The sequence below is a fragment of the Rhodopseudomonas palustris genome (assembly GCF_003031265.1).
In the GTDB taxonomy this organism is placed as follows: Bacteria; Pseudomonadota; Alphaproteobacteria; order Rhizobiales; family Xanthobacteraceae; genus Rhodopseudomonas; species Rhodopseudomonas palustris_H.
Genome location: NZ_CP019966.1, coordinates 3,814,738 through 3,838,785, shown reverse-complemented (window position 1 = coordinate 3,838,785; position 24,048 = coordinate 3,814,738). Strand labels below are relative to the sequence as shown.

Sequence of the window (24,048 nt, the reverse complement as noted above, 5' to 3'; positions counted from 1 at the left end):
GGTCGCAACGCCGCGAGGGAGCGAAGACCGGACAGCATCGCGACAAGACGATGCGGCCGGACCAAGGAGGAAGACCCCGCATGCAATTGTTTCGGCACACACCGATCGCCGCCGCGGCTGCGCTGCTCGCAGTACTGAGCGCTGGCGCCGCGTTCGCCGGCGGCAGCTACGATCCCGGCGCCAGCGACAGCCTGATCAAGCTCGGCCAGACCATGCCGTATTCGGGACCGGCGTCGGCCTATTCGACGATCGGGCGGGCCGAGGCCGCTTACTTCAAAATGGTGAACGACAAGGGCGGCATCAACGGCCGCAAGGTCGAGCTGCTCAGCCTCGACGATGCTTACTCGCCGTCGAAGACGGTGGAGCAGGTTCGCCGCCTGGTGGAAAGCGACGAAGTACTGGCAATGTTCTCGATCCTCGGCACCGGGCCGAACATCGCGGTGCAGAAGTATCTCAACATCAAGAGGGTCCCGCAGCTGCTGCCGTTCAGCGGCGCGAGCCGCTGGAACGACGCCGCGCATTTCCCGTGGAGCACAGGCTCGCAGCCGACCTACAAGACCGAGGGCAGGATCTACGCGAAGTGGATTCTCGCCAACAAACCGAACGCCAAGATCGCGGTGATCACGCCGGCCGAGGAAGCCGGCCGCGATTATCTCGCCGGCTTCAAGGAAGGGCTCGGCGAGCACGTCAACCAGATCGTCTCGGAGGCGGTGTACGAAACCACCGACCCGACCGTCGACTCCCAGATCGTCAAGTTCAAGGCCGCCGGCGCCGACGTGCTGTTCAACGAGTGCACGCCGAAATTCGCCGCGCAGGTGATCAAGAAAGCCGCCGAGCTCGGCTGGAAGCCGCAGATCATTCTGCCGGCGGTGTCGAATTCAGTCGGATCGGTGCTGAAGCCGGCGGGGCTGGAGAACGCGGTCGGCATCGTCACTGGCGCTTACCTGAAGGATCCGGGCGATCCGCGCTGGGCCAATGATCCCGGCATGCAGCAATGGCGCAGCTGGATGCAGGCCTACAATCCCGGCGCCGATCCGGCCGACATCTTCAACGTCTCCGGCTACACCTTTGCGCAGATGATGGAGCTGGTGCTGCGCCGTGCCGGCGACGATCTCACCCGGGCTAATCTGATGAAGCAGGTGGAGGCGCTGAACGGCGTCGAGATGCCGATGTTGCTGCCCGGCATCAAGCTGCAGATGTCGCCCGATCAGCGTACGCCGATCCGGCAACTGCAGATGGCGCGCTTCAACGGCACCTCGTGGGAGCTGTTTGGCGACGTGCTGAGCGAGTAGTTGCGCGAGACCCAGGATGGGGGAGGGCGCTTGCCGCTCCCGTCCTGCTGAATGGCGTCGCGCTGTCGACGTCGAGTTATTTCCTTCAACCGCATCGTTGAGTCCATGACCGTACCGACCGGGCCGCTCGCCGGCATCCGCATTCTCGATCTCACCAGCGTGCTGTTCGGCCCTTATGCGGCGCAGATCCTCGGCGACTGGGGCGCCGACGTCATCAAGATCGAAACCCTCGACGGCGACATGTGGCGCTACACCGGGCTGTTTCGAAACCGCGGCATGAGCGGCCAGTTCATGGCGGTGAACCGCAACAAGCGCAGCCTTGCGCTGGACCTGAAGCATCCTGACGGCAAGGCGGTGCTGCAGCGGCTGATCCCGACCGCCGACGTGCTGCTCACCAACGTCCGCCCCGCTGCGATGGCGCGGCTCGGCTTCGGCTATGACGCCTGTGCGGCGCTCAATCCGCGGCTGATCTACGCCGCCGCGACCGGCTTCGGCCAGGATGGCCCATGGGCGGCGCGGCCGGCGTTCGACGAGATCATCCAGGCGGCTTCGGGTCTTGCCTCATCGATCGGCTCGGACGACGAGCCGCAATTCGTACCGAGCCTGGTCGGCGACAAGATCTGCGGCCAGGCGCTCGCTGGCGCGGTGTCGGCGGCGCTGTTCAGCCGCGAGCGCACCGGCAAGGGCCAGCTCGTCGAGGTGCCGATGCTGGAGACCATCGCCGGCTTCAACAGCATCGAGATGCTCGGCGGCTACGCGTTCGATCCGCCGATCGGCCCCTCGGGCTACAAGCGGATGAAGGAGCGCAAGCCGGTGCGTACCAAGGACGGCTGGATGACGATGCTGCCGTATTCCGGCGACAACTGGTGCGCGTTTTTCGAAGCGGTCGGCCGCTCCGAACTGATCGACGAACTCCAGGTGCGCGATCCGGTGGCGCGGGCGGAGAACATCGACCGGATCTATGCGGCGATGGCCGAGATCGCGCCGGCCCGCACCACCGCGGAGTGGGAGGAATTGCTGCTGCGCCTCGACGTGCCGCACACGGCGTTTGCCAAGATCAGCGAGATCGGCGAGCAGGAGCACCTCAAAGCCGTCGGCCTGTTCGCCGCGATTGATCACCCCAGCGAAGGCAAGCTCCGCCAGGCCCGCCCGGCGACGCGCTTCTCCGAAGCTCCGCCCAACCTGCACCGCCCATCTCCGCGCCTCGGCGAACATTCCCGCGAGGTGCTGCTGGAGGCCGGCTACCACGCCGACGAGATCGACGCGCTGGTCCAGGCGAAGGCGGTGGGGGAGGGGTGAGGCGCGCTGCTCAGGGGGCAGACGCGCCGGCGGACTGCACCCGCACCGCATCGCGCCGGATCACCTCGCGAAACCGCGCATCGGTCTGTGTCCACTCAACGACGTCGACCTTGAATGGAAGGTCCGACTCCTCGAACGCTTCCTTCAGTTCGGCAACCTTGTGGAGGCCGAGCGGATCATCTCCGAGCACGGCGAGATCGAGATCCGAATATGGCTTCGCCTGTCCACGAGCGCGCGAGCCGAAGGCGAGAACTTCCCGGTCCGGGATCTGCGTCGCCAGGATATCGCGAACCATCGCCCAGTGTTCGGGGCGCAGATCGAGCTTCAGCAGAGGCGCCGTCATGCCAGCCGCTCGGCGAGACGGTCGTAGAGTACGCGGGCTTCCGCGATGAAGCGCGGGATGCCGCCGACCACTTCCAGCGCAACGTCTTCATTGTAGGTGTGGCTGGTTTTGCTGCGCATTTCGCGGAAGCCGCGCCAGTCGGCCCATTCCCCTAGCAATAGACCCTGTTCACCCGCGGTACGGATCAGATCCTGAAAGCTCATACCGTCGATCAGCGCCGGGTTCGGCGAAGCGAATTCCAGATAGCGCTTCACCATCTTGTGCGCGATCTCGTAGGTGAACTCGAAGCGCTGCACCAAGCCGTCGCGGATCTGAGTATCGGAGATGTCGGCCTGATAACGTGCGAGCCCCTCGATCAGACGATCGAGCGCACGCTTGAGCAGCGAGATGTCTGGCTTCGTATCGGTCATCAACGCTCACCCGGCTGGTGCCGTTCGCGCCGAGCGGCGCCGCAGCGATGGGTGAACGATAGGTCGAAACGAGGGATTTTCAATCGGCCTAGGCCGGAACTGGCTGGGGAACCTGGATTCGAACCAAGACAAACAGAGTCAGAGTCTGTTGTGCTACCATTACACCATTCCCCACCGAGAATGCGCTGACGGATCAGGCATTTAGGAGTGATGCACGGGGCACACTCGACACGGTGCCGGGCGCGGCGGGAGTGGCTCGCGACGCGCCTCGGGTGTGCGGATCTTCTAGCTGCGTCGGCTCCGCCCTGCAAGAGGGTTGCTTGCGACAGATGGGGAGATTGGCGTGAAGACTGCGGCGGTTGGCCGGCACCTTAAGGGGCCACGGGCGCGATGCGCCCAGCTCGTGCTAGTTGAGATAATGTATATCCTGCATATGATATACGGGATCACCGGGCATAGAGGATGTGATGCAGGTGTCGAAATGGGGCAATAGCCTCGCCGTTAGGCTGCCCAAAGCTCTGGTCGACAAGCTCGAACTGAAAGAGGGCGATGAGCTGAACGTGGTCGACATTGTCGAACGAACGCTGGTGGTGGAGAAGGAAAACCGGCGCAAGGCGGCGGTGGAGCGCCTTTCCAAGCTGCAATGGAAACTTCCTGCCGACTACAAGTTTGATCGCGACGAGGCAAACGAGCGGTATCGCGACGAGGCGAATGATCAGTGAAGGCGTTCTTCGATACGAATATCCTCGTCTACATCACCACTTCGGACCCGCGTCAGCAGACGGCCGCAACTTGCCTGAGCAGTGGTGGTGTGGCCAGCGTTCAGGTGCTCAACGAATTCGTCCACGTAGCGCGCCGAAAGCTTCGGCAAGACTGGCCACAGATCGAAGTCGCGCTCAAGCAGCTTCGCGCCGCGCTCGATGACGTACTTCCGATCACTCTAAATACCCACGCCGCGGCCGTTGTCCTTGCACGCGATCACAGGCTGCCGTTCCACGACGCGCTGATCGTCGCGGCTGCTCAGGAGGCTGGGTGTGATGTGCTGTACAGCGAAGACCTGCAGCACGGCCGCACCTTCGGCGCGCTGCGCGTCGAGAATCCGTTTCTGTAAGGCCAGCAACGAAGCCGCTGGAGCGAGGGTAGCCTCGCTCACCTGCGCTCGGCCTCACTCCGCCGCGCGCTGGACGCGGTCGTCTTCGTCCTGGTCGACCGGGATGTGGGTGCGGCCCCAGTTGGTGAGGGCGTTGGAGAGGCGGTCGAGATAGAGGTACACCACCGGGGTGGTGAACAGCGTCAGCGCCTGGCTGACCAGCAGGCCGCCGACCATCGCGTAGCCGAGCGGCTGGCGGATTTCCGAGCCGGTGCCGGTGCCGAGCATCAGCGGCACGCCGCCGAGCATCGCCGCCATCGTGGTCATCATGATCGGGCGGAAGCGCAGCAGCGCGGCCTTGCGGATCGCCTGCTCGGGATCGAGATGCTCGTCGCGCTCGGCTGTGATGGCGAAGTCGACCATCATGATGCCGTTCTTCTTCACGATGCCGATCAGCAAGATGATGCCGATCAGCGCGATCAGGCTGAAGTCGAAGCCGAACAGCATCAGCATCGCCAGCGCGCCGACGCCGGCTGAGGGCAGGGTCGACAGAATCGTCAGCGGGTGGATGTAGCTCTCGTACAGGATGCCGAGGATCAGATAGACCACCACCAGCGCCGCGACGATCAACAGCGGCACGGTCGATAGCGACTGCTGGAACGCCTGCGCGGTGCCCTGGAAGCTGCCGCTGAGCGTCGGCGGCGTGCCCATCTCGGCCATTGCGGCCTGCACCGCTTCGGTGGCCTGGCCGAGCGCGACGCCCTGGGCCAGATTGAAGCTGATCGTGGTGGCGGGGAACTGGCCCTGGTGGCTGATCGACAGTGGCCGCACCGGCACCGTGGTCCATTTCGCGAACGCCGACAGCGGCACTTGGTCGCCGGTGGTCGGCGACTTGACGTAGATCTGGTTCAGGGTGTCGAGCCGGCCTTGCAGCTCCGGCAGCACCTCCAGGATGATCCGGTAGGTGTTCACCTGGGTGAAGTACTGCGTCACCTGGCGCTGGCCGAACGCGTCGTACAGCGTGTCGTCGATCAGTTGCGGCTTGATGCCGAACCGCGAGGCGGTGTCGCGGTCGATCGTCAGCGTCAGCGTCGTGCCTTCGGTCTGCTGGTCGGTGGCGACGTCGCGCAGTTGCGGCAGCGACTGCATCTTCGCCAGCACCTTCGGCGCCCACTCGTTGAGCTCGGTGAGGTTGGCGTCCTGCAGAGTGTATTCGAACTGGGTGCGGGTCGGCCGACCGCCGAGCCGGACGTCTTGGGCCGCCTGCATGAACAGCCGCGCGCCTTCGACCTTCTCCAGCTTCGGCCGCAACCGCGCGATAATCTCCTGGGCGCTGGCCGAGCGTTCGTCGCGTGGCTTCAGCGTGATGAACATCCGTCCGGTGTTGAGCGCGGTGCCGCTGCCGCCGATGAACATCGCGACGCTGTCGACGTCGGGATCGGCCATCACGATCTCGCCGAGCTGCTCCTGGCGCTGCTTCATCCCGGTGAACGAGATGTCCTGCGCGGCCTCGGACGCCGCGGTGATCATGCCGACGTCCTGCTGCGGGAAGAAGCCCTTCGGGATCGCAACGAACAGGTACACCGACAGTCCCACCGTCGCGAAGAACACCATCAGTGTGGTGAAGCGCCAGCGCAGCACCAGATCGAGGCCGCGCTCATAGGCGCGCAGCATCGCTTCGAACGCGCCTTCGATCCACTGATAGATCCGGCCGTGGCGCACTTCGGTGGCCGGCCGCATGAAGCGCGACGCCATCATCGGCGTCAGCGTCAGCGACACCAGCATCGACACCGCGATGGTCATCGCCAGCGTCACGGCGAATTCGCGGAACAGCCGGCCGATGATGCCACCCATGAACAATAGCGGGATCAGCACCGCGACCAGCGAGATCGAGATCGACACGATGGTGAAGCCGATTTCGCGCGCGCCCTTCAGCGCCGCGGTGAACGGCTTCTCGCCCTCTTCGATGTGGCGGGCGATGTTCTCCAGCATCACGATGGCGTCGTCGACCACGAAGCCGACCGAGATCGTCAGCGCCATCAGCGACAGGTTGTCGAGCGTGTAGCCGGCCGCCCACATCAGAGCGCATGCGCCGAGCAGCGCCAGCGGCACCGTGACGCTGGGGATGATGGTGGCCCAGAAGCTGCGCAGGAACAGGAAGATCACCATCACCACCAGCGCGATCGTCAGCAGCAGGGTGAACTGCACGTCCTCGACCGCGGCGCGGATGGTGGTGGTGCGGTCGCTGATCACCTCGACCTTGATGGCCGGCGGAATGCCGGCGACCAACCGCGGCAGCTCCGCCTTGATGTGATCGACAGTGTCGATGACGTTGGCGCCGGGCTGCTTGAACACCACCAGGAACACGCCGCGCTTGCCGTTGGCCCAGGCCGCGGTCTTGGCGTCCTCCGGCCCGGTCACCGCGTGGCCGACGTCGCGAATCCGCAGCGGGCCGCCGTTGCGATAGGCGAGGATGACGTCGTTCCAGTCCTTGGACTCGGTGAGCTGGTCGTTGGCGTAGATGGTGTAGCTGCGGTTCGGCGCGTCGAGCGTGCCCTTCGGGCTGTCGACGGTGGTGATCGCGATCTGGGCGCGCACGTCCTCGAGCGACAGGCCCTTGGTCATCAGCTTGGCCGGATCGACTTGGATCCGGATCGCCGGCTTCTGCTGGCCGCCGATGAACACCTGGGCGACGCCGGTGATCTGGCTGATCTGCTGGGCGATCTTGGCGTCGGCGTTGTCGCTGACGGTGGTGAGCGGCAGGGTGTCGGAGGTTGCCGACAGGATTAGGATCGGCGCATCGGCCGGGTTGACCTTGCGGTAGGTCGGCGGGTTCGGCAGGTTCTTCGGCAGCTGGCCGCCGGCGGCGTTGATCGCCGCCTGAACGTCGTTGGCGGCGGCGTCGATGTTGCGGTTGAGGTCGAACTGGATGGTGACCGCGGTCGAGCCCAGCGAGCTCGTCGAAGTCATCTGCGACACGCCGGGGATCTGCGCGAGCTGGCGCTCCAACGGCGTCGCCACCGACGAGGCCATGGTTTCCGGGCTGGCGCCGGGCAGGCTGGCGGAAATCTGGATAGTGGGGAAGTCGACCTGCGGCAGCGGCGCCACCGGCAGCGCAGGGTAGGCGATCAGGCCGAGAAACAGGATCCCCGCCATCAATAGCGACGTTGCGATCGGGTAGCGGATGAACGGCGCCGAGATGCTCCGGTCCATGGCTATTTCCCGGCCGGCTTGGGCTGCACCGGCGCCGCCGGTTCGTTATCGGCGACCTTGAACGCCAACGGCGTGCCCGGCTTGACCTTGTACTGGCCGCCGACCACCACCCGGTCGCCGGGCTCGAGGCCGCGCTCGACCACAGTGTTCTGGTCGTTGGCGGGTCCGACCACCAGCTTGCGCAGCTCGGCCTTGTTGTCGGCGTCGACCGCGTAGGCATACAGCCCGTCGGTGCCGTGCTGGACCGCATCGTTCGGAACCACCACGACGTCCTTCAAGGTTTTCACCAGCAGCCGGGTCTGCACCGACAGGCCGGGCCACAGCGCGTGGTTCTTGTTGGCGAACACCGCCTTGAGCCGCACCGTGCCGCTGTTGCTGTCGACCTGGTTGTTGACCACCGCAAGCGTGCCGTCTTCGGCGAAGGTGGTCTTGGCGTCGGTGGAGAGCGCGATCACCTGGAGCGGGCGGGCGGCGAGGGCGCGGTTGATGTCGAACACGCGCTCTTCCGGCGCGGTGAAGATCACAGCGATCGGCTCGATCTGCGCGATGGTGACGATGCCGGTCTGGCTCGAGGCGTTGACGATGTTGCCCTTGTCGACCTGGCGCAGCCCGGTCACGCCGGAGATCGGCGCCTTGATCGTCGCGTAATCGAGCTGGGTCTGCGCGTTCGCGATCGCGGCCTCGTCGGCCTCGATCTGCGCGGTGAGCTGCTGGACGTTGGAGCGCTGGGTGTCGGTCTGCTGCTTGGTGGCGAATTCGCCAAGCCGCACCGAGCGGCTGAGGTCGAGCTTGGCGTTGGCGAGATTGGCCTCGTCCTGCGCCTTCTTGGCCTTGGCCTGGTCCAGCGTGGCCTGGAACGGCCGCGGGTCGATCTGCGCCAGCAGGTCGCCGGCCTGGACGATCTGGCCTTCGGTGAAGGCGATGTTGTCGAGCTGGCCGTCGACCCGGCTGCGGACCAGAACGGTATTGAAGCCCTGAACGGTGCCGAGCCCGCTCAGATACACCGGAAAGTCGGCCTTCTGCGCGGTCGCCACCGTCACGGGAACCGCTGCGGTGCGGCCGGCGCCGGCTTTCGGCGTGGAGGTACCCGATTGTGCCTGCGGGGTGCCGCCCGGCGCCGCGGAGCTGCCGCTCTGGACGCGTTGCCAGCCCCAATAAGAACCGCCCGCTGCAAGCAGCAGGCACACGACAACGAAGGCCCTGCGATAGGCGCCGGGTTTGTTCATGCCCGATCCGATGTTCGGCCGGCGGTGACGGCTTCTGGCGACCGGTTCAGCCCGCGCGGCGGTGATTGCCTGGATTGAGGGGTAACTATAGCGGCAATTGCCGCCAGCACATCACAAACCGCATGACATTGCTAAACTTTCATGGAGCGGCAGGGTTCATCGAGCGGGCGCGAAGTTGGGTTGCGGCAGCGCCATCGATCGCTCGCCGGTCGTGGTGACGGGCAGGGCATGAGCTCCAGTTAAGAACTCTTCCAATTGTCAGTTGCGTGCAGCTCGGCCATACCACGGCGCTCGATGCGGCAGGGGGAATGTGCTGCCGCGCGACCGGAGTACAGAATGGAAGAGCTCAACGGCCGGATGATCGCCTGCCAGATCCTGATCACCGGGCTGATTGCGCGCGTCGCCAATGAGCAGCGCGACCCGCTGCAATTCCTCAGCGAGTTTCGCGACGAGATCCGCGCAGTGGTCCGCGGCATCCGCATCGACGGGATGGTGGATACCGAGCGGGTGCGACTCACGGCGCAGCAGACCGTCGATGAGATGTTCTCGTTGATGAAGCCGCCGAGCCCCGCGGAGTAAGTCAGCCCAGGTCTGTATGCGCCTCTCTGCGCGTCCGCACGCGCAGCGTGATGTCCACAGCGCCGTTCCATCGCATCGCTCGCTGCTCATGAAGTGAGCAACAATCGATCACTTCGAGGTGCTGAAGTACCGAGATGTGTCGCGCTTCCGGATGTTTACGGAGGCTGTTTCTTAGAATGATTTTGATCTTGAACTATTCCATCTTGTCGATCGTGACGCTTCGTTGACCCTCGATACCCCGCTCGATACCACCTTTGTTGCACTTGATTAGCGGCAGCACATCTGGGGGCGTGGGATGAACGGGGCAAAGGCACCGAGGTCGTTGCGAGCGGAAGCAACGCTTCGGACTTTCAGCGAATTCGACGGCCATCATGGCCGCAAGGTGTCGGCGGTAGCCGGCATGATCGCGGTGGCGTCGATCGGCGGCGCCGAAGCGCAGCAGTCGAGTCTGCCGGCTGTGACCGTCGATGCCCCGGTGGCACGGCCGAAACCGGCGGCGGCGCGCGCAACGCCCGATCAGGTGCGTGCCCGCACCGCGCTGCGCCGGGCGGCGCGCCGCGCGCAGCCGACCCAGGTGCAGCCGGTACCGTTTCCCAATGCCGGCACGCTGTCGGCGGATCGCAACCCCTATGCGGATGCGGCCGCGCCCTACAAGGTCGACCGGCTGTCGGGCACCAAGTTCACCGAGCCGGTGCTCAACACCCCGCGCACCGTGACGGTGCTGACCAAGGAACTGCTTGAGGACAAGAACGCGACCTCGCTGCGCGAAGTGGCGCGTTCCACCGCCGGCGTCACGCTTGGCACCGGGGAGGGCGGCAACGCGTTTGGCGACCGCTTCTTCATCCGTGGCTTCGATGCCCGCAATGACGTATTCATCGACGGCATCCGCGATCCGGCGATCTCGATCCGCGAGAATTTCTTCACCGAGCAGGTCGAGATCCTGCGCGGTCCGGCCTCGACCATGGCGGGCCGCGGCACCGCCGGCGGTGCCATCAACATCGTCACCAAGCAGGCGACCACCGAAGGCAATTTCACCAAGGCCGAAACCACGTTTGGCTCCGACGCCACCAAGCGCGTCACGGTGGATGTCAACCAGGTGCTGAGCCCGACATTGGCGGTCCGTGTCGACGGCCTGTACCAGGACGCCAAGGTTGCCGGTCGCAACTACGTCACCGACGACCGCTGGGGCACGCTGGCGGCGGTGAAGTGGACGCCGACCGACGCCATCAAGGTCACCGCCAACTACGTCCACACTGATCTCGACGGCCTGCCGGATTTCGGTGTGCCGTACAACACCGCGCTGCGCCGGCCGTCGACCGACGTCAACGTGCCGCGCGAAACCTATTACGGCTTCGTCAATCGCGACTTCCAGAAGGCCAAGCAGGATTTCGGCACGGTCACCGGTGAGTTCGCGATCACGCCGGACCTGACGCTGACCAACCGCTCGCGCGCCGCGCATTCGGTGCTCGATTATATCGGCACGCTGCCGAGCAATCCGACCGCCACCACGGTCTCGCTGGCGTCGCAGAGCCGCTATCAGACCACCGACGTGCTCGCCAACCAGACCGACCTGACCTACAAGTTCGACGTCGGCGGGGTGAAGCACACCATGGTCGGCGGTGCGGAAATCTCGCGCGAAAGCGTGATGCGCGACACCTATGCGGGCCTCACCTCGGAGCTCGCCGGCTTCCAGAGCGGCGGCCGCATCACCGTGCCGCTGCTGGCGCCGCCGAACCTGTTCGAGTTCGCCACCCAGCCGCAGCGCGCCTACAACCCGACCTTCATCAATGTCGACACCAAGTCGGCCTATGTGATCGAAACCGCCAACTGGAACGACGTCGTCATCCTCAACGGCGGCCTGCGCTACGACGACTACAACATCACCGGACACACCGCGGCGACCTCCACCGCGGTGCAGTCGGGGATGTGGAACTACAATCTCGGCGCGGTGGTGAAGCCGCTGCCTTACGCCAGCCTGTACGCCGCCTACGCGACCTCGACCAACCCGGTCGGCGCCGAACTCGACGCCTCGGGCACCGCTTACGGCGGCCTCGTGGTCAACAACGCCACCTTCCAGGCGCTGCCGCCAGAAATGAACAAGGCGGCGGAAGTCGGCACCAAATGGGAGCTGTTCGATCGCCGGCTGCTGCTGACCGCATCGCTGTTCGAAACCCAGAAGTCGAACGCCCGCGAGACCGTCGGCAACAACATCCTGTCGACCGGCGTCTATCGGGTTCGCGGTATCGACCTCGAAGCCTCCGGCAAGATCACCGACCGCTGGAGCGTGTTCGGCGGCTTGGTGCTGATGGAAACCAAGGTGCTGCAATCGATCGATCCGAATTCGGTCGGCGCGCAGCTCGCCAACATCGCGCATCAATCGTTCAACCTGCTCACCAAGTACAAGTTCGACGACCATTGGGAAGTCGGCGGACAGGCGGTGTACGCCTCCAAGATCTACGGCGGCACCTTCGCGGCGATCAACGGCAACGTGCTGCCCGAGCACTGGCGGTTCGACAGCTTCGTCGAGTTCAAGGTCGACAAGCACATGACCGCCAAGCTGTCGGTCAACAACATCTTCAACACCACCTACTACGACGCGTTCTATCGATCGAACTCGCCGTTCGTGTTCATCGCGCCGGGCCGTTCGGTCTGGCTGACGCTACGCGGCGCGCTTTAAGCGCGTCGCGAGACTGGAGCGGCCATGCTGGTCTGTATTCCCGAGGTTCTGCCGAAGTCCGAGGTCGCGGAATTCCGCCGCCTGATGGACGCCGCCGATTGGGAGGATGGCCGCTCCACCGCCGGCGCGCAGTCGGCGATGGTCAAGCGCAACGAGCAATTGCCGCCGGACAGCGATTTGGCGCGTGCGCTCGGGCGGCGGATCGTGTCGGCGCTCACCGGCAATCCGAAGTTCGTCTCCGCCGCGGTGCCGCTGCAGATCTTCCCGCCGCTGTTCAATCGCTACGCGGCGTCGGGCGGCCATCATTTCGGCATCCATGTCGACAATGCGGTGCGCGGTGATCATCTCACCGGTCTGCGTATTCGCACCGATCTGTCGGTCACGTTATTTTTGGCCGAGCCTGACGAGTACGACGGCGGCGAACTCGTGATCGAAGACACTTACGGTTCGCACGAGGTCAAACTGGCCGCGGGCGATGCCGTGCTGTATCCGTCCACCAGCCTGCACATGGTGACTCCGGTCACGCGCGGCGCACGGGTGGCGTCTTTTTTCTGGCTGCAGAGCATGATACGTGATGCGCAGGCGCGCAGCATGATCTACGATCTCGACAACGCCATTCAGGCCCTGGTCGAGCGGCTGGGACGCGATGACCCTGAAACGGTCAAATTGACCGGTATTTATCACAACCTCATCCGCTACTGGGCCGAAGTATGAACAAGTTGAGCTTCCGATCGATCGGCGTTGCCCTGATCGCACTGTCGCTGTCCGCGCCGCTCGCACCGTCCGTCGCACAACAGCCGGCGCCGCCTCCCGCCGCCACCGCACCGTCGCAACCCGCGGCTCCCGCGCCAGTCGCCACTGCTCCCGCGCCGGCCGCATCGCAGGCGCTGCCGGAGGCTGGGCATCAGCCCGGTAGCGTCACGCCCGGCCTGTCCGAGCTGTCGCCGTGGACGATGTTCCTCAACGCCGACATCATCGTCAAAATCGTCATGATCGGTCTGGCGATCTCCTCGGTGATCACCTGGACGATCTTCATCGCCAAGAAGGTCGAGCTCGGCCGCGCCCGTTTCCGGCTGCGCCGCTCGCTGAAGCAGATCGGTGAGTCCCGTTCGCTGGCCGAGGCGCAGATGGCGCTCGGCGACAAGCACAGCGTGCTGTCGATGCTGCTCGCCGCAGCGCTGCGCGAAGCGAAGCTGTCGGCCGGTCTGTCGAGCGATGAAGGCATCAAGGAGCGCGCGGCGTCGTCGTTCAGCGAGTATGTGCGCGCCGAAGGCCGTCACATGCGCCGCGGCATGGGCTTTCTCGCCACCATCGGCGCCACTGCACCGTTCATCGGCCTGTTCGGCACGGTGTGGGGCATCATGAACAGCTTCATCGGCATTTCGAAGTCGCAGACCACCAACCTTGCGGTGGTCGCCCCCGGCATCGCCGAAGCGCTGCTCGCCACTGCGATCGGTCTGGTCGCCGCGATCCCGGCGGTGATCATCTACAATCACTTCTCGCGCGAGATCAAAGTCTATCTCGAACTGGTCGCCCGCGCCTCCGGCGCTGCCGGCCGGCTGCTGTCGCGCGATCTCGATCGCAGCCACGGCAGCGCGCATCGCGCCCGCGCGGCGGAGTGAGCGATGGCTGTTTCGCTCGGCAATTCCGACGATCTCGACGACGATTTCGACGAGACCCACGAGATCAACGTCACGCCGTTCATCGACGTGATGCTGGTTCTGCTGATCATCTTCATGGTGGCGGCGCCGCTGTCGACGGTCGATCTTCCGGTCAGCCTGCCGACCTCGAGCGCCACGCCGCAGAAGCGGCCGGACAAGCCGACCTATGTCAGCATCAAGTCCGACCTTGCGGTCGCGATCGGCGAGAACCAGGTCAAGCGCGTCGATCTGGTCAAGACGCTGGACTCGATGCCGGACATGACCAAGGACCGCTTCATCTTCCTGCGCGCCGATCGTGCGGTGCCTTACGGTGAGCTGATGGAGGTGCTCGAGATGCTGCGGTCAGGTGGCTACGCCAAGATCAAGCTGGTGGCGCTGGAAGCTGTGCCGGGCGCCAAACCGGACGGCAATTGAACGCTGGCGCTGCGAGCGGCCGGGACGACTCCACATGTCCAGCGTGGCGCGGCAGGATTGCTTCGCTTCGCTCGTGACGACCGGGAAGCCCGGTTCCGATCAGATCTGGTTCCGATAAGATATTGACGAGATGTCCGACAGTTATTTCGATCGCAATGGTTCGTACCGGCTGTGGCTGATGGCCGCCGTCGGCGCTGTGGCGTTGCACGTCGGCGGCGCCGCGCTGGCGCTGGTCAGCATGCCGGAGGATGCCGACGACGACGCGCTCGGCGCGCCGGCGATCGAGGTCGGCGTCGAGATGATGTCGCCGAAGATCGAGGCCTCCGATCTGCCGCCGGGCCCGGACACCGAGGCCTCGATGGCTTCGCCGGCGCTCAACGAGCAGAAGGCCGAGGTCAAGGACTCCGACCTGCCGAAGGACACGCCGCAGGAGACCGAGGAGCCGGACCGCGTCGTCACCACCGAGACGCCGAAGAAGGTCGACGAGGAGCAGAAGGAAAAGGCGCAGCAACAGCAGCAGGCCTCGACCGAGTCGGTCGCCGCTGAAGCCACCGCGATGCCGAGCAACGAGTCCGCCAAGGAAGGTCCGCGCTCGGTCGCGCCGGCGCAGGGCGTCGGCAAGGCCGCCGCCCGCATCCGCGCCACCTGGCAGAAGGAGCTGGTGGCGTATCTCGACAAGCACAAGCGCTACCCGAAGGATGCGGCGCAGAAGAACGTGCGGATCGTCGTCGGCTTCGAACTCGACCGCGTCGGCCATGTGCTGTCGATGCGGATCGTCGAAGGCTCCGGCGACGCCGCGTTCGATCAGGCCGCGCTCGACATGATCAAGCGCTCCGACCCCGTCCCCGCACCCCCGCCGCTGGTCGCCGACGAAGGCCTGACCTTCAGCCTGCCGGTGATCTTCCGGACCAAGGGGAAGGGTTAGCAGACCCATTCCCGGTGCCGTCATTCCGGGGCGCGAGCGAAAGCTCGCGAACCCGGAATCTGCTGCGGGCAGTGACCAACGCCGTCATCGCCCGCGGAGGCGGGCGAACCAGTATTGTGGTTATCATCGACTCTCTGGGATACTGGATCCCCGCCTGCGCGGGGATGACATGCGGAGACTCGTTCGCGAACGAAGCAAGGCTTTCTCGCGCTGTCGCCAGTGGCGATGCCCGGAACGACAAACACCACTGCCAAAAGCCGTCATCGCCCGCGCAGGCGGGCGAACCCGTATTGCAGAGCCTTCGTGGTTATCATCAACGCCCTGGGATACTGGATCCCCGCCTACGCGGGGATGACACGGGGAGACTCGTTCGGGCACGAAGCAGGGCTTTTGCGCGGCACGCAGAACATCTCGGGATTCCGGGTTCGCTCGCTGACGCGAGCGCCCCGGAATGACGTTCTGTGGTAAGTAAGCGCCGCTCAATACGTCGCGCGTCCGCCGGAGATGTCGAACACCGCGCCGGTCGAGAACGCGCAGTCTTGCGACGCCAGCCACGCCACCAGGGCGGCGACTTCTTCCACCAGCACGAAGCGGCCCTTCGGGATCTTCGACAGCATGAAGTCGATATGCTGCTGGGTCATCTGGTCGAAGATCGCGGTGCGCGCCGCAGCCGGCGTCACCGCGTTGACGGCGATGTCGTAGGACGCCAGCTCTTTGCCGAGCGATTTGGTCAGCGCGATCACGCCGGCCTTCGAGGCCGAGTAGTGCGCGGCGTTCGGGTTGCCTTCCTTGCCGGCGATCGAGGCGATGTTGACGATGCGGCCGTATTTATGCGCGATCATCGACGGCACCACCGACTTGCAGCACAGAAACGGGCCGTCGAGGTTCAGCTTCAACACCCGCTGCCACTCGGCGTAGTCGGTCTCCCACACCGTCTTGTTGACGCCGGCGATCCCGGCATTGTTGACCAGGATGTCGATCTTGCCGAACGCCTGCAGCGTCGCGTCACGTGCGCGGTCGACCGCGGCCGGATCGGTGACGTCGACCGCGACGGCGATCGTCACGTCGTCGCCGATCTCCTTGGCGGTCCGCTCGGCTAGCGCGAGGTCGTGGTCCCACAGCGCCACCTTGGCCCCCGATGCAACAAACCGCTCCGCGATCGCCCGCCCAATCCCCTGCGCTCCGCCGGTGACCACGGCGCAGCGATGGTTGAGATCGATGGTGTTCATGGCTGCTGTGTCCTCCGATCCTATTCGGCAACTCCGTCATTGCGAGCGAAGCGAAGCAATCCAGGATCGCGAGCACTGAACTGGATTGCTTCGTCGCTTCGCTCCTCGCAATGACAATCTTCCATCCCAGCGAAAGGACTCACAACGTCCAACCGCCATCGATGATATGCGCGACGCCGGTGGTGAACGCGCTTTCGTCGGAGGCGAGGTACACCGCCAGCGCGGCGATTTCCTCGGCGTTGCCGAGACGGCCCATCGGCTGGCGCGACACGAACATCTCGCGGCCCTGCGGCCCGAGCGCGGCGGCGCGGCCGAGCATCGACGGGGTTTCGATCGTGCCTGGGCAGATCGCATTGCAGCGGATGCCGCGGGTGATGAAATCGACCGCGACCGCGCGCGTCAGCGCCGCCACCGCGGCTTTGGTCGCGCCATAGACGTAGCGGTTCGGTGCCGCCTTGAACACGCCGGCGGCCGACGAAATATTGACGATCGAGCCGCGGCCCGCTTCCAGCATCGCGGGCAGAAACGCGCGGATAGTGCGATGCATCGACTTGACGTTGAGGTCGAACGAGAAGTCCCAATCCGTATCCGAGCAGTCGAGCACCGTGCCGTGATGTACGAAGCCGGCGGCGTTGAGCAGGATGTCGACGGTGCCGGCCTCTCGGGCAATCGCTTCGACCGCCGCGGTGTCGCGGACATCGAGCTTCGCGGTGCGCGCGATGCCGTGCTCGGTGAGCGGCGCCAGCCCGGCGTCATCGATATCGGTCGCGAACACCTCGGCGCCCTCGCATGCAAACGCGATCGCCGATGCCCGCCCGATCCCCGCCGCCGCCGCGGTGACGAACGCGCGTTTGCCTTTCAGGCGGTCGGTCATGCTGTTTCCTCCCGACGACGTCATGGCCGGGCTTGACCCGGCCATCCATCGTTCTTCGTGTGATGATGGATGCGCGGATCAAGCCCGCGCATGACGATCATAATGGGCACGTGCCGTGCCCGGGCCGCACCCATCAATGATTATGCCGCGCCACGCCGATGGCGCCGGCGATGTTCTGGTAGCGGGTGGCGAACTCCATGCAGGCGCCGGTGGCGTGCTGGCCGACGGTCGAGCGATACAGCTCCTGCCACGGCGTCTGGTGCTTCGGATAGGCGAAGCCGCCATGGGCGGCGAGGTCGGCGCGGCGCTGCTTCAGATCCTCGTCCGAGATCAGGATGTCGGCGCTGCCCTTGTTGAGGTCGATGCGGACGCGATCGCCGGTCTTCAGCAGCGCCAGGCCGCCATTGGCGGCGGCTTCCGGCGTGGCATTGAGGATCGAGGGTGAGCCCGAGGTGCCGGACTGGCGGCCGTCGCCGATGCACGGCAGTGAATGGATGCCGCGTTTGATCAGCGCCGCCGGCGGCTGCATGTTGACCACTTCGGCGCCGCCCGGATAGCCGATCGGCCCGGTGCCGCGCACGAACAGGATGCAGTGCTCGTCGATATCGAGCGCCGGATCGTCGATGCGGTGGTGATAATCCTCCGGCCCTTCGAACACGATGGCGCGGCCCTCGAACGCGTTCGGGTCCTTCGGATTGGACAGATAGCGCTCGCGGAATTCGAGGCTGATCACGCTGGTCTTCATGATCGCGGAATCGAACAGATTGCCGCGCAGCACCAAGAAACCGGCGTCGTGCACCAGCGGCGTGTCGTAGCGATGGATCACGTCGCCATCGGGGGCGGGCGCGCCGGCGCAGTTCTCGCCCATGGTCTTGCCGTTCACCGTCAGCGCGTCCTGGTGGATCTTGCCGTGGCGCATCAATTCGCCGACCACCGTCGGCACGCCGCCGGCGCGGTGATACTCCTCGCCGAGATAGAGACCGGCGGGCTGCAGATTGACCAGCAGCGGAATCGCGTGGCCGACGCTCTGCCAGTCGTCGATCGACAGTTCGACGCCGACATGGCGAGCCAGCGCATTGAGATGGATCGGCGCGTTGGTCGAGCCGCCGATCGCCGAATTGACCACGATGGCGTTCTCGAACGCCTTGCGTGTCAGGATATCGGACGGCTTGAGATCCTCCCACACCATCTCGACCGCGCGCACGCCGGTCTCGTAGGCGATCTGGCCGCGCTCGCGATACGGCGCCGGGATCGCGGCGCAGCCGGGCAGCGACATGCCGAGCGCTTCGGCCAGCGAGTTCATGGTCGAGGCGGTGCCCATGGTGTTGCAGTGCCCAACCGACGGCGCCGAGGAGGCCACGATCTCCATGAACTGTTCGTAGTCGATCTCGCCGGCGGCAAGCCGCTCCCGCGACTTCCACACCACCGTGCCGGAGCCGGTGCGTTCGCCATTGTGCCAGCCGTTGAGCATCGGGCCGCCCGACAGCACGATCGCCGGGATGTTCACGGTCGCGGCCGCCATCAGGCAGGCCGGCGTAGTCTTGTCGCAGCCGGTGGTCAGCACCACGCCGTCGAGCGGGTAGCCGAACAGCACTTCGACCAGGCCGAGATACGCAAGATTGCGATCGAGCGCCGCGGTCGGCCGCTTGCCGGTCTCCTGGATCGGATGCACGGGAAACTCCATCGCGATGCCGCCGGCCGCCCGGATGCCTTCGCGGACGCGCTGCGCCAGATCGAGATGATGCCGGTTGCAGGGCGACAGGTCGTTGCCGGTCTGGGCGATGCCGATGATCGGCTTGCCGGACTGCAGTTCCGCGCGGGTCAGTCCGTAGTTCAAATAGCGCTCGAGATAGAGCGCGGTCATTCCCGGATTATGCGGATCGTTGAACCATTCGCTGGACCGGAGTTTGCGCCGGGGGCTGCCGGCATCGTGCTTCGTCATCGTGTCTCCCGCACCGCACACATCCTTGAAGCGGATGTTTTGAGCGCCTTTGCTGAGCATGGAACGGCGCGCATGCTGGCATGTCGCACCGCGCTACGCAATCGGCGTAGTGTGATCACGCCGGACTAATTTGCGAGCGCGACAGCGGCGAAATATTCTGCTAAGAGTTGCGTCAACATAAGTCTCACGCCGGCGGCAACGACCGCAACAAATGGCGGGACATCGGGAGGTGCTGGATGGCGTCGGTGCAGATTCACGACGTGCGTAAGTCTTTCGGCGGCTTCGAAGTATTGCACGGCGTGACTGTTCCCATCGAAGATGGTGAGTTCGTCGTTCTGGTCGGCCCGTCCGGCTGCGGCAAATCCACTTTGCTGCGGATGCTCGCAGGGCTGGAAAAAATCACCGCAGGAACGATCTCGATCGGCGAGCGCGTCGTCAACGACGTGCAGCCGAAGGAGCGGGACATCGCCATGGTGTTCCAGAACTACGCGCTGTACCCGCACATGACGGTGGCCCAGAACATGGGCTTTTCGCTGAAGCTGCGCGGCGCCGATCAGAAGACCATCGACAGTAAAGTGCGGCGTGCTGCCGACATCCTCGATCTCGGCAAATTGCTCGACCGCTATCCGCGCCAGCTCTCCGGCGGCCAGCGCCAGCGCGTCGCGATGGGCCGGGCCATCGTGCGCGATCCGCAGGTGTTCCTGTTTGACGAGCCGCTGTCCAACCTTGACGCCAAGCTGCGGGTGGCGATGCGCACCGAGATCAAGGAACTGCACCAGCGGCTGAAGACCACCACGGTTTACGTCACCCACGACCAGATCGAGGCGATGACGATGGCCGACAAAATCGTGGTGATGCAGGACGGCGTGGTCGAGCAGATCGGCGCGCCGCTGGATCTGTACGACCGGCCTGACAACAAATTCGTGGCCGGCTTCATCGGTTCGCCGGCGATGAACTTCCTCGACGGCACGCTGAAGGTGAACAGCGGCCAGCCCTATGTCGAGACCGTCAGCGGCGCCAAGCTGCCGGTGACGGCGGCGCCGGCGAATGGCAACGGCCGCCCCGTCTCTTACGGCATTCGTCCCGAGCATCTCGACTTCGCCGACAGCGGCATTGCGGCCGAGGTCGCGGTGGTCGAGCCGACCGGCTCGGAAACCCAGATCGTGGCGCGGGTCGGCGATCAGGAAGTGATCGCGGTGTTCCGCGAACGGCATCCGGTCGCGCCCGGCGATCTGATCCATCTGCAGCCGCGCGCCGACGTCGCGCATCTGTTCGACAAGGAGAGCGGCCGGCGGATCTAGAGCGTGACAGACAAATACAAGAATTGGTCGATCAACGAACCAATGCATAAAGCGGAACATAGGGAGTGAACGACAGATGACGGACTTTACCCTCGATCGCCGCACGTTGTTGAAGGGTGGCGCGATCACGTTGGCCACGGCAGCGACGATGTCCGCCGACCAGTTGCTCGGCTACGCCAAGGCCTGGGCGCAGGCCTCGCCGTGGAAGCCCGAGCCCGGTGCCAAGATCAATCTGCTGCGCTGGAAGCGGTTCGTTGAAGCCGAAGACGTCGCCTTCATGAAGATCGTCGACGCGTTCCAGAAGGCCAACAACGTAACCATCAACGTCTCCAACGAGTCCTACGACGACATCCAGCCCAAGGCTTCGGTCGCGGCCAATACCGGGCAGGGGCTCGACATGGTGTGGGGTCTGTACTCGCTGCCGTTCCTGTTCCCGAACAAGTGCACCGACGTGTCGGACGTCGCCGATTATCTTGCCAAGAAGTGCGGCGGCTGGAGCGACTCCGGCAAGGCCTACGGCATGTTCAACGGCAAGTGGATCGGCATCCCGGTGGCGGCGACCGGCGGCCTCGTCAACTACCGGATCAGCGCGGCCGAGAAGGCCGGCCACAAGGAGTTTCCGAAGGATCTCGCCGGCTTCTCCGATCTGGTGAAGGGCATGAATAAGAACGGCACGCCGGCCGGCATGGCGCTCGGCCACGCGTCGGGCGATGCCAATGGCTGGCTGCACTGGGCGCTGTGGGCGCACGGCGGCGCGCTGATCGACAAGGACAGCAAGGTCGTCGTCAATTCGCCCGAGACCGCCAAGGCGCTCGAATACGTCAAGGGGTTGTACGAGAACTTCATCCCCGGCACCGCGTCGTGGAACGATGCCTCCAACAACAAGGCGTTTCTTGCCGGCCAGCTCTATCTCACCACCAACGGCATCTCGATCTACGTCACGGCGAAGAAAGACAACAAGGAGATGGCGGAGGACATCAACCACGCGCATCTGCCCGCCGGCCTCAACGGCAAGACCCGCGAGCTGCATCTCGGCTTCCCGATCCTGATCTACAACTTCACCAAGTTCCCGCAGACCTGCAAGGCGTTCACCGCCTTCATGATGGAGCCGGAGCAGTTCAACCCGTGGGTCGAGGCGGCGCAGGGCTATCTGTCGCCGTTCCTGCTCGACTACGAGAAGAACCCGATGTGGACCGCGGACCCGAAGAATACGCCGTATCGCGACGTCGCCCGCACCGCCTCGACGCCGGCCGGCGACGCCCAGATGGGCGAGAACGCCGCGGCGGCGATCGCCGACTTCGTCGTCGTCGACATGTTCGCCAACTACTGCACCGGCCGCGAAGACGTGAAGACCGCCATGAGCAGCGCCGAACGCGCCGCGAAGCGGATCTTCAGGGCGTAACGGGGAAGAGAAGGGGTGGTGACATGCGCCGACCCTTCTCAGCCGACAAAGGCGCCACACCAATGGAAACCTTACGTTTGTCATTCCGGGGCGCGCCACTTGGCGCGAACCCGGAATCCATACTCCCGGCGGTGGTTATGGATTCCGGGCTCGCGCTTCGCGCGCCCCGGAATGACGAACGTGAAGGAGTGAGACCTTCACTCGGCCCGCAAGCGGACGGACGGAGTTAGCATGACTACACTTCAGATGCGCGAGCACTCCGGCCCCACCGCTTGGCAACGCCTGCGCACCAGCCGCAATTTCATCGCGCTGTGGTTCATGCTGCCGGCGGCGGCGTTCCTGATCCTGTTCCTGGCGTATCCGCTGTTTCTCGGCGTCTGGATGAGCTTCACCGACGCGCGGATCGGGCGCGGCGGGGTGTTCATCGGGGTTGAGAACTACGAATGGCTGTGGGACGACAGCATCTTCTGGCTGTCGGTGTTCAACACCATCCTCTACACGGTGGTCGCCAGCGCGATCAAATTCGCGGTCGGCCTGTATCTGGCGCTGCTGCTCAATCGGCACATGCCGTTCAAGGCGATTATCCGCGCCGCGGTGCTGGTGCCGTTCATCGTGCCGACGGTGCTGTCGGCGATCGCGTTTTGGTGGATCTACGACTCGCAGTTCTCGATCATCTCCTGGTCGCTGATCAAGCTCGGGGTGATCGATCAGAACATCAACTTCCTCGGCGACAGCAATTGGGCGCGCGCATCGGTGATCTTCGCCAATATCTGGCGCGGCGTGCCGTTCGTGGCGATCACGCTGCTGGCCGGCCTGCAGACGGTGTCGCCGTCGCTGTATGAAGCTGCGACGCTGGACGGCGCCACCGCGTGGCAGCGCTTCCGCTACATCACCTATCCGCTGCTGACGCCGATCATCGCGGTGGTGATGACGTTCTCGGTGCTGTTCACCTTCACCGATTTTCAACTGATCTGGGCGCTGACCCGCGGCGGCCCGGTCAATGCCACGCATTTGATGGCGACGCTAAGCTATCAGCGCGGAATTCTGTCGGGCCGGCTCGGGGAGGGCGCGGCGATCGCCACCGCGATGATCCCGTTCCTGCTCGCGGCGATCGCGATCTCGTGGTTCGGCATGCAGCGGCGCAAATGGCAGCAGGGGACCGACAATGACTGAGACCACCGCCTCCGATCCCCGGCTCGCCGTCAAAGCGGCCGCCACCGTGGCGCAGAGCGACGACAGCGAGGGAATGAGCTATCTGGAGTCGCTGCCGCGCCGGCTGGTGACGCTGTATCTGCCGCTGTTCGTCATTCTCGTCGTGCTGCTGTTCCCGTTCTACTGGATGGGGCTGACGGCGATCAAACCGGACGAGCAGCTGATCGACATGGAGACCTACAACCCGTTCTGGGTGGTGCATCCGACGCTGAAGCACATCCAGAAGCTGCTGTTCGAAACACAATATCCGCGCTGGCTGTGGAACACGATGTATGTCGCGGCAGCCTCCACCGTGCTGTCGATCGCCGCCAGCGTGCTCGCCGCCTATGCGATCGTGCGGCTGCGCTTCCGCGGTGCCGACACCGTCGGCGGCGCGATCTTCCTGGCGTATCTGGTGCCGCCGTCGATCCTGTTCATTCCGCTCGCCTCGGTGATCCAGGCTTACGGCCTGTTCGACTCGCCGCTGTCGCTGATCCTGGTGTATCCGACGCTGCTGATCCCGTTCTCGACCTGGCTGCTGATGGGCTACTTCAAGACCATCCCGTTCGAGCTCGAGGAATGCGCGCTGATCGACGGCGCCTCGCGCTGGCAGATCCTGATCAAGATCATCATTCCGCTTGCGGTGCCGGGGTTGATCTCGGCCTTCATCTTCTGCTTCACGCTTTGCTGGAACGAATTCATCTACGCGCTGACCTTCCTGCAGTCGACGCCGAACAAGACTGTGCCCGTGGCGATCGTCAACGAATTCGTCGACGGCGACATCTACAAATGGGGCTCGCTGATGGCCGGCGCCCTGGTCGGCTCGCTGCCGCTCGTCATCCTCTACGCGTTCTTCGTCGAGCATTACGTGTCGGCGATGACCGGGGCGGTGAAGGAGTGATTCTGCTCCGTCATTGCGAGCGCAGCGAAGCAATCCAGCTCAGTGCACCGAACTGGATTGCTTCGTCGCGTCGCTCCTC

The 24,048-nt window shown here is 64.8% G+C and carries 21 protein-coding genes and 1 tRNA gene; 14 read left to right on the top strand and 8 right to left on the bottom strand.

Translation table 11 applies throughout. The features are described 5' to 3' along the window. The first annotated feature begins 80 nt into the window (after positions 1–80). Entirely contained in the window at positions 81–1,292 is a 1,212-nt protein-coding gene (locus RPPS3_RS17900; protein ID WP_107345268.1) for an ABC transporter substrate-binding protein, read from the top strand. A gap of 105 nt (positions 1,293–1,397) precedes the next feature. Next, positions 1,398–2,591: a CaiB/BaiF CoA transferase family protein gene (locus tag RPPS3_RS17895; RefSeq protein WP_107345267.1), complete on the top strand. Its 1,194-nt coding sequence runs from the start codon at positions 1,398–1,400 to the stop codon at positions 2,589–2,591. Between the two features lie 10 nt (positions 2,592–2,601). Here the strand turns inward: RPPS3_RS17895 and RPPS3_RS17890 are convergent, their stop codons facing one another. From RPPS3_RS17890 to RPPS3_RS17880, 3 genes are all read right to left on the bottom strand, one after another. Next, positions 2,602–2,934 carry a nucleotidyltransferase family protein gene (locus tag RPPS3_RS17890; protein WP_107345266.1) on the bottom strand — a complete coding sequence of 111 codons (333 nt, stop codon included), beginning with the start codon at positions 2,932–2,934 and terminating at the stop codon, positions 2,602–2,604. Continuing rightward, positions 2,931–3,344 carry a nucleotidyltransferase substrate binding protein gene (locus tag RPPS3_RS17885; RefSeq protein WP_107345265.1) on the bottom strand — a complete coding sequence of 138 codons (414 nt, stop codon included), beginning with the start codon at positions 3,342–3,344 and terminating at the stop codon, positions 2,931–2,933. Before RPPS3_RS17885 ends, RPPS3_RS17890 begins: the two co-directional genes overlap by 4 nt. A 100-nt stretch (positions 3,345–3,444) precedes the next feature. Further along, positions 3,445–3,518: transfer RNA gene (locus RPPS3_RS17880), tRNA-Gln, on the bottom strand. Positions 3,519–3,811: 293 nt separating this feature from the next. Between RPPS3_RS17880 and RPPS3_RS17875 the strand changes: the two genes are divergently transcribed. Together RPPS3_RS17875 and RPPS3_RS17870 are read left to right on the top strand one after the other, a co-directional pair. Beyond that, a complete protein-coding gene (locus RPPS3_RS17875; protein ID WP_107345264.1) occupies positions 3,812–4,066 on the top strand; it encodes an AbrB/MazE/SpoVT family DNA-binding domain-containing protein in 255 nt (84 codons plus the stop codon). Next, the gene (locus RPPS3_RS17870) at positions 4,063–4,455 is read left to right on the top strand and encodes a PIN domain-containing protein (RefSeq protein WP_107345263.1); all 393 of its coding nucleotides are present in this window, start codon (positions 4,063–4,065) and stop codon (positions 4,453–4,455) included. Before RPPS3_RS17875 ends, RPPS3_RS17870 begins: the two co-directional genes overlap by 4 nt. A gap of 54 nt (positions 4,456–4,509) precedes the next feature. Here RPPS3_RS17870 and RPPS3_RS17865 read toward each other — a convergent pair whose 3' ends face one another. Next, entirely contained in the window at positions 4,510–7,647 is a 3,138-nt protein-coding gene (locus RPPS3_RS17865; RefSeq protein ID WP_107345262.1) for a multidrug efflux RND transporter permease subunit, read from the bottom strand. 2 nt (positions 7,648–7,649) lie between these two features. Continuing rightward, positions 7,650–8,873 carry an efflux RND transporter periplasmic adaptor subunit gene (locus tag RPPS3_RS17860; protein WP_107345261.1) on the bottom strand — a complete coding sequence of 408 codons (1,224 nt, stop codon included), beginning with the start codon at positions 8,871–8,873 and terminating at the stop codon, positions 7,650–7,652. A 336-nt stretch (positions 8,874–9,209) separates the two neighbouring features. On the opposite strand from RPPS3_RS17860, the gene RPPS3_RS17855 reads away from it, so the two are divergent. The 6 genes from RPPS3_RS17855 to RPPS3_RS17830 all read left to right on the top strand — a co-directional run bounded on the left by RPPS3_RS17855 (position 9,210) and on the right by RPPS3_RS17830 (position 15,129). Continuing rightward, positions 9,210–9,452 (top strand): hypothetical protein, encoded by a 243-nt coding sequence (locus tag RPPS3_RS17855; protein WP_011159021.1) that lies wholly within the window; start codon positions 9,210–9,212, stop codon positions 9,450–9,452. A gap of 295 nt (positions 9,453–9,747) precedes the next feature. Continuing rightward, positions 9,748–12,129 (top strand): TonB-dependent receptor, encoded by a 2,382-nt coding sequence (locus RPPS3_RS17850; protein WP_107345260.1) that lies wholly within the window; start codon positions 9,748–9,750, stop codon positions 12,127–12,129. Between the two features lie 24 nt (positions 12,130–12,153). Then, a complete protein-coding gene (locus RPPS3_RS17845) occupies positions 12,154–12,843 on the top strand; it encodes a Fe2+-dependent dioxygenase (RefSeq protein ID WP_011159019.1) in 690 nt (229 codons plus the stop codon). Next, positions 12,840–13,751 carry a tonB-system energizer ExbB gene (gene exbB, locus RPPS3_RS17840; RefSeq protein WP_107345259.1) on the top strand — a complete coding sequence of 304 codons (912 nt, stop codon included), beginning with the start codon at positions 12,840–12,842 and terminating at the stop codon, positions 13,749–13,751. The genes RPPS3_RS17845 and exbB overlap by 4 nt, the downstream gene beginning before the upstream one ends. 3 nt (positions 13,752–13,754) lie before the next feature. Beyond that, complete coding sequence (gene exbD, locus RPPS3_RS17835; RefSeq protein ID WP_107345258.1) at positions 13,755–14,204, top strand: TonB system transport protein ExbD; 450 nt, start codon at positions 13,755–13,757, stop codon at positions 14,202–14,204. A 130-nt stretch (positions 14,205–14,334) separates the two neighbouring features. Then, positions 14,335–15,129, top strand: a complete 795-nt coding sequence (locus RPPS3_RS17830; RefSeq protein ID WP_107345257.1) for an energy transducer TonB — start codon at positions 14,335–14,337, stop codon at positions 15,127–15,129. A gap of 479 nt (positions 15,130–15,608) precedes the next feature. Here the strand turns inward: RPPS3_RS17830 and RPPS3_RS17825 are convergent, their stop codons facing one another. The 3 genes from RPPS3_RS17825 to RPPS3_RS17815 form a co-directional block, all read right to left on the bottom strand. After that, complete coding sequence (locus tag RPPS3_RS17825) at positions 15,609–16,358, bottom strand: SDR family NAD(P)-dependent oxidoreductase (RefSeq protein ID WP_107345256.1); 750 nt, start codon at positions 16,356–16,358, stop codon at positions 15,609–15,611. Between the two features lie 139 nt (positions 16,359–16,497). Next, on the bottom strand, positions 16,498–17,232 hold the full coding sequence (locus tag RPPS3_RS17820) for an SDR family oxidoreductase (RefSeq protein WP_107345255.1): 735 nt from the start codon (positions 17,230–17,232) through the stop codon (positions 16,498–16,500). Between the two features lie 133 nt (positions 17,233–17,365). After that, positions 17,366–19,174 (bottom strand): IlvD/Edd family dehydratase, encoded by a 1,809-nt coding sequence (locus tag RPPS3_RS17815; RefSeq protein WP_107346667.1) that lies wholly within the window; start codon positions 19,172–19,174, stop codon positions 17,366–17,368. A 236-nt stretch (positions 19,175–19,410) separates the two neighbouring features. Between RPPS3_RS17815 and RPPS3_RS17810 the strand changes: the two genes are divergently transcribed. The 4 genes from RPPS3_RS17810 (at position 19,411) to RPPS3_RS17795 (ending at position 23,969) form a co-directional block, all read left to right on the top strand. Beyond that, the gene (locus RPPS3_RS17810) at positions 19,411–20,475 is read left to right on the top strand and encodes an ABC transporter ATP-binding protein (RefSeq protein ID WP_107345254.1); all 1,065 of its coding nucleotides are present in this window, start codon (positions 19,411–19,413) and stop codon (positions 20,473–20,475) included. Between the two features lie 76 nt (positions 20,476–20,551). Continuing rightward, positions 20,552–21,877, top strand: a complete 1,326-nt coding sequence (locus RPPS3_RS17805) for an ABC transporter substrate-binding protein (protein ID WP_107345253.1) — start codon at positions 20,552–20,554, stop codon at positions 21,875–21,877. A 231-nt stretch (positions 21,878–22,108) separates the two neighbouring features. Then, positions 22,109–23,050, top strand: a complete 942-nt coding sequence (locus RPPS3_RS17800) for a carbohydrate ABC transporter permease (RefSeq protein WP_107345252.1) — start codon at positions 22,109–22,111, stop codon at positions 23,048–23,050. Further along, the gene (locus RPPS3_RS17795) at positions 23,043–23,969 is read left to right on the top strand and encodes a carbohydrate ABC transporter permease (protein WP_107345251.1); all 927 of its coding nucleotides are present in this window, start codon (positions 23,043–23,045) and stop codon (positions 23,967–23,969) included. The genes RPPS3_RS17800 and RPPS3_RS17795 overlap by 8 nt, the downstream gene beginning before the upstream one ends. Positions 23,970–24,048: the final 79 nt, after the last annotated feature.

Coding starts and splice junctions, on each gene's coding strand:
- RPPS3_RS17900 (WP_107345268.1), top strand. CDS start 81: ATGCAATTGTTTCGGCACACACCGATCGCCGCCGCGGCTGCGCTGCTC.
- RPPS3_RS17895 (WP_107345267.1), top strand. CDS start 1,398: ATGACCGTACCGACCGGGCCGCTCGCCGGCATCCGCATTCTCGATCTC.
- RPPS3_RS17890 (WP_107345266.1), bottom strand. CDS start 2,934: ATGACGGCGCCTCTGCTGAAGCTCGATCTGCGCCCCGAACACTGGGCG.
- RPPS3_RS17885 (WP_107345265.1), bottom strand. CDS start 3,344: ATGACCGATACGAAGCCAGACATCTCGCTGCTCAAGCGTGCGCTCGAT.
- RPPS3_RS17875 (WP_107345264.1), top strand. CDS start 3,812: ATGCAGGTGTCGAAATGGGGCAATAGCCTCGCCGTTAGGCTGCCCAAA.
- RPPS3_RS17865 (WP_107345262.1), bottom strand. CDS start 7,647: ATGGACCGGAGCATCTCGGCGCCGTTCATCCGCTACCCGATCGCAACG.
- RPPS3_RS17860 (WP_107345261.1), bottom strand. CDS start 8,873: ATGAACAAACCCGGCGCCTATCGCAGGGCCTTCGTTGTCGTGTGCCTG.
- RPPS3_RS17855 (WP_011159021.1), top strand. CDS start 9,210: ATGGAAGAGCTCAACGGCCGGATGATCGCCTGCCAGATCCTGATCACC.
- RPPS3_RS17850 (WP_107345260.1), top strand. CDS start 9,748: ATGAACGGGGCAAAGGCACCGAGGTCGTTGCGAGCGGAAGCAACGCTT.
- RPPS3_RS17845 (WP_011159019.1), top strand. CDS start 12,154: ATGCTGGTCTGTATTCCCGAGGTTCTGCCGAAGTCCGAGGTCGCGGAA.
- exbB (WP_107345259.1), top strand. CDS start 12,840: ATGAACAAGTTGAGCTTCCGATCGATCGGCGTTGCCCTGATCGCACTG.
- exbD (WP_107345258.1), top strand. CDS start 13,755: ATGGCTGTTTCGCTCGGCAATTCCGACGATCTCGACGACGATTTCGAC.
- RPPS3_RS17830 (WP_107345257.1), top strand. CDS start 14,335: ATGTCCGACAGTTATTTCGATCGCAATGGTTCGTACCGGCTGTGGCTG.
- RPPS3_RS17825 (WP_107345256.1), bottom strand. CDS start 16,358: ATGAACACCATCGATCTCAACCATCGCTGCGCCGTGGTCACCGGCGGA.
- RPPS3_RS17820 (WP_107345255.1), bottom strand. CDS start 17,232: ATGACCGACCGCCTGAAAGGCAAACGCGCGTTCGTCACCGCGGCGGCG.
- RPPS3_RS17815 (WP_107346667.1), bottom strand. CDS start 19,174: ATGACGAAGCACGATGCCGGCAGCCCCCGGCGCAAACTCCGGTCCAGC.
- RPPS3_RS17810 (WP_107345254.1), top strand. CDS start 19,411: ATGGCGTCGGTGCAGATTCACGACGTGCGTAAGTCTTTCGGCGGCTTC.
- RPPS3_RS17805 (WP_107345253.1), top strand. CDS start 20,552: ATGACGGACTTTACCCTCGATCGCCGCACGTTGTTGAAGGGTGGCGCG.
- RPPS3_RS17800 (WP_107345252.1), top strand. CDS start 22,109: ATGACTACACTTCAGATGCGCGAGCACTCCGGCCCCACCGCTTGGCAA.
- RPPS3_RS17795 (WP_107345251.1), top strand. CDS start 23,043: ATGACTGAGACCACCGCCTCCGATCCCCGGCTCGCCGTCAAAGCGGCC.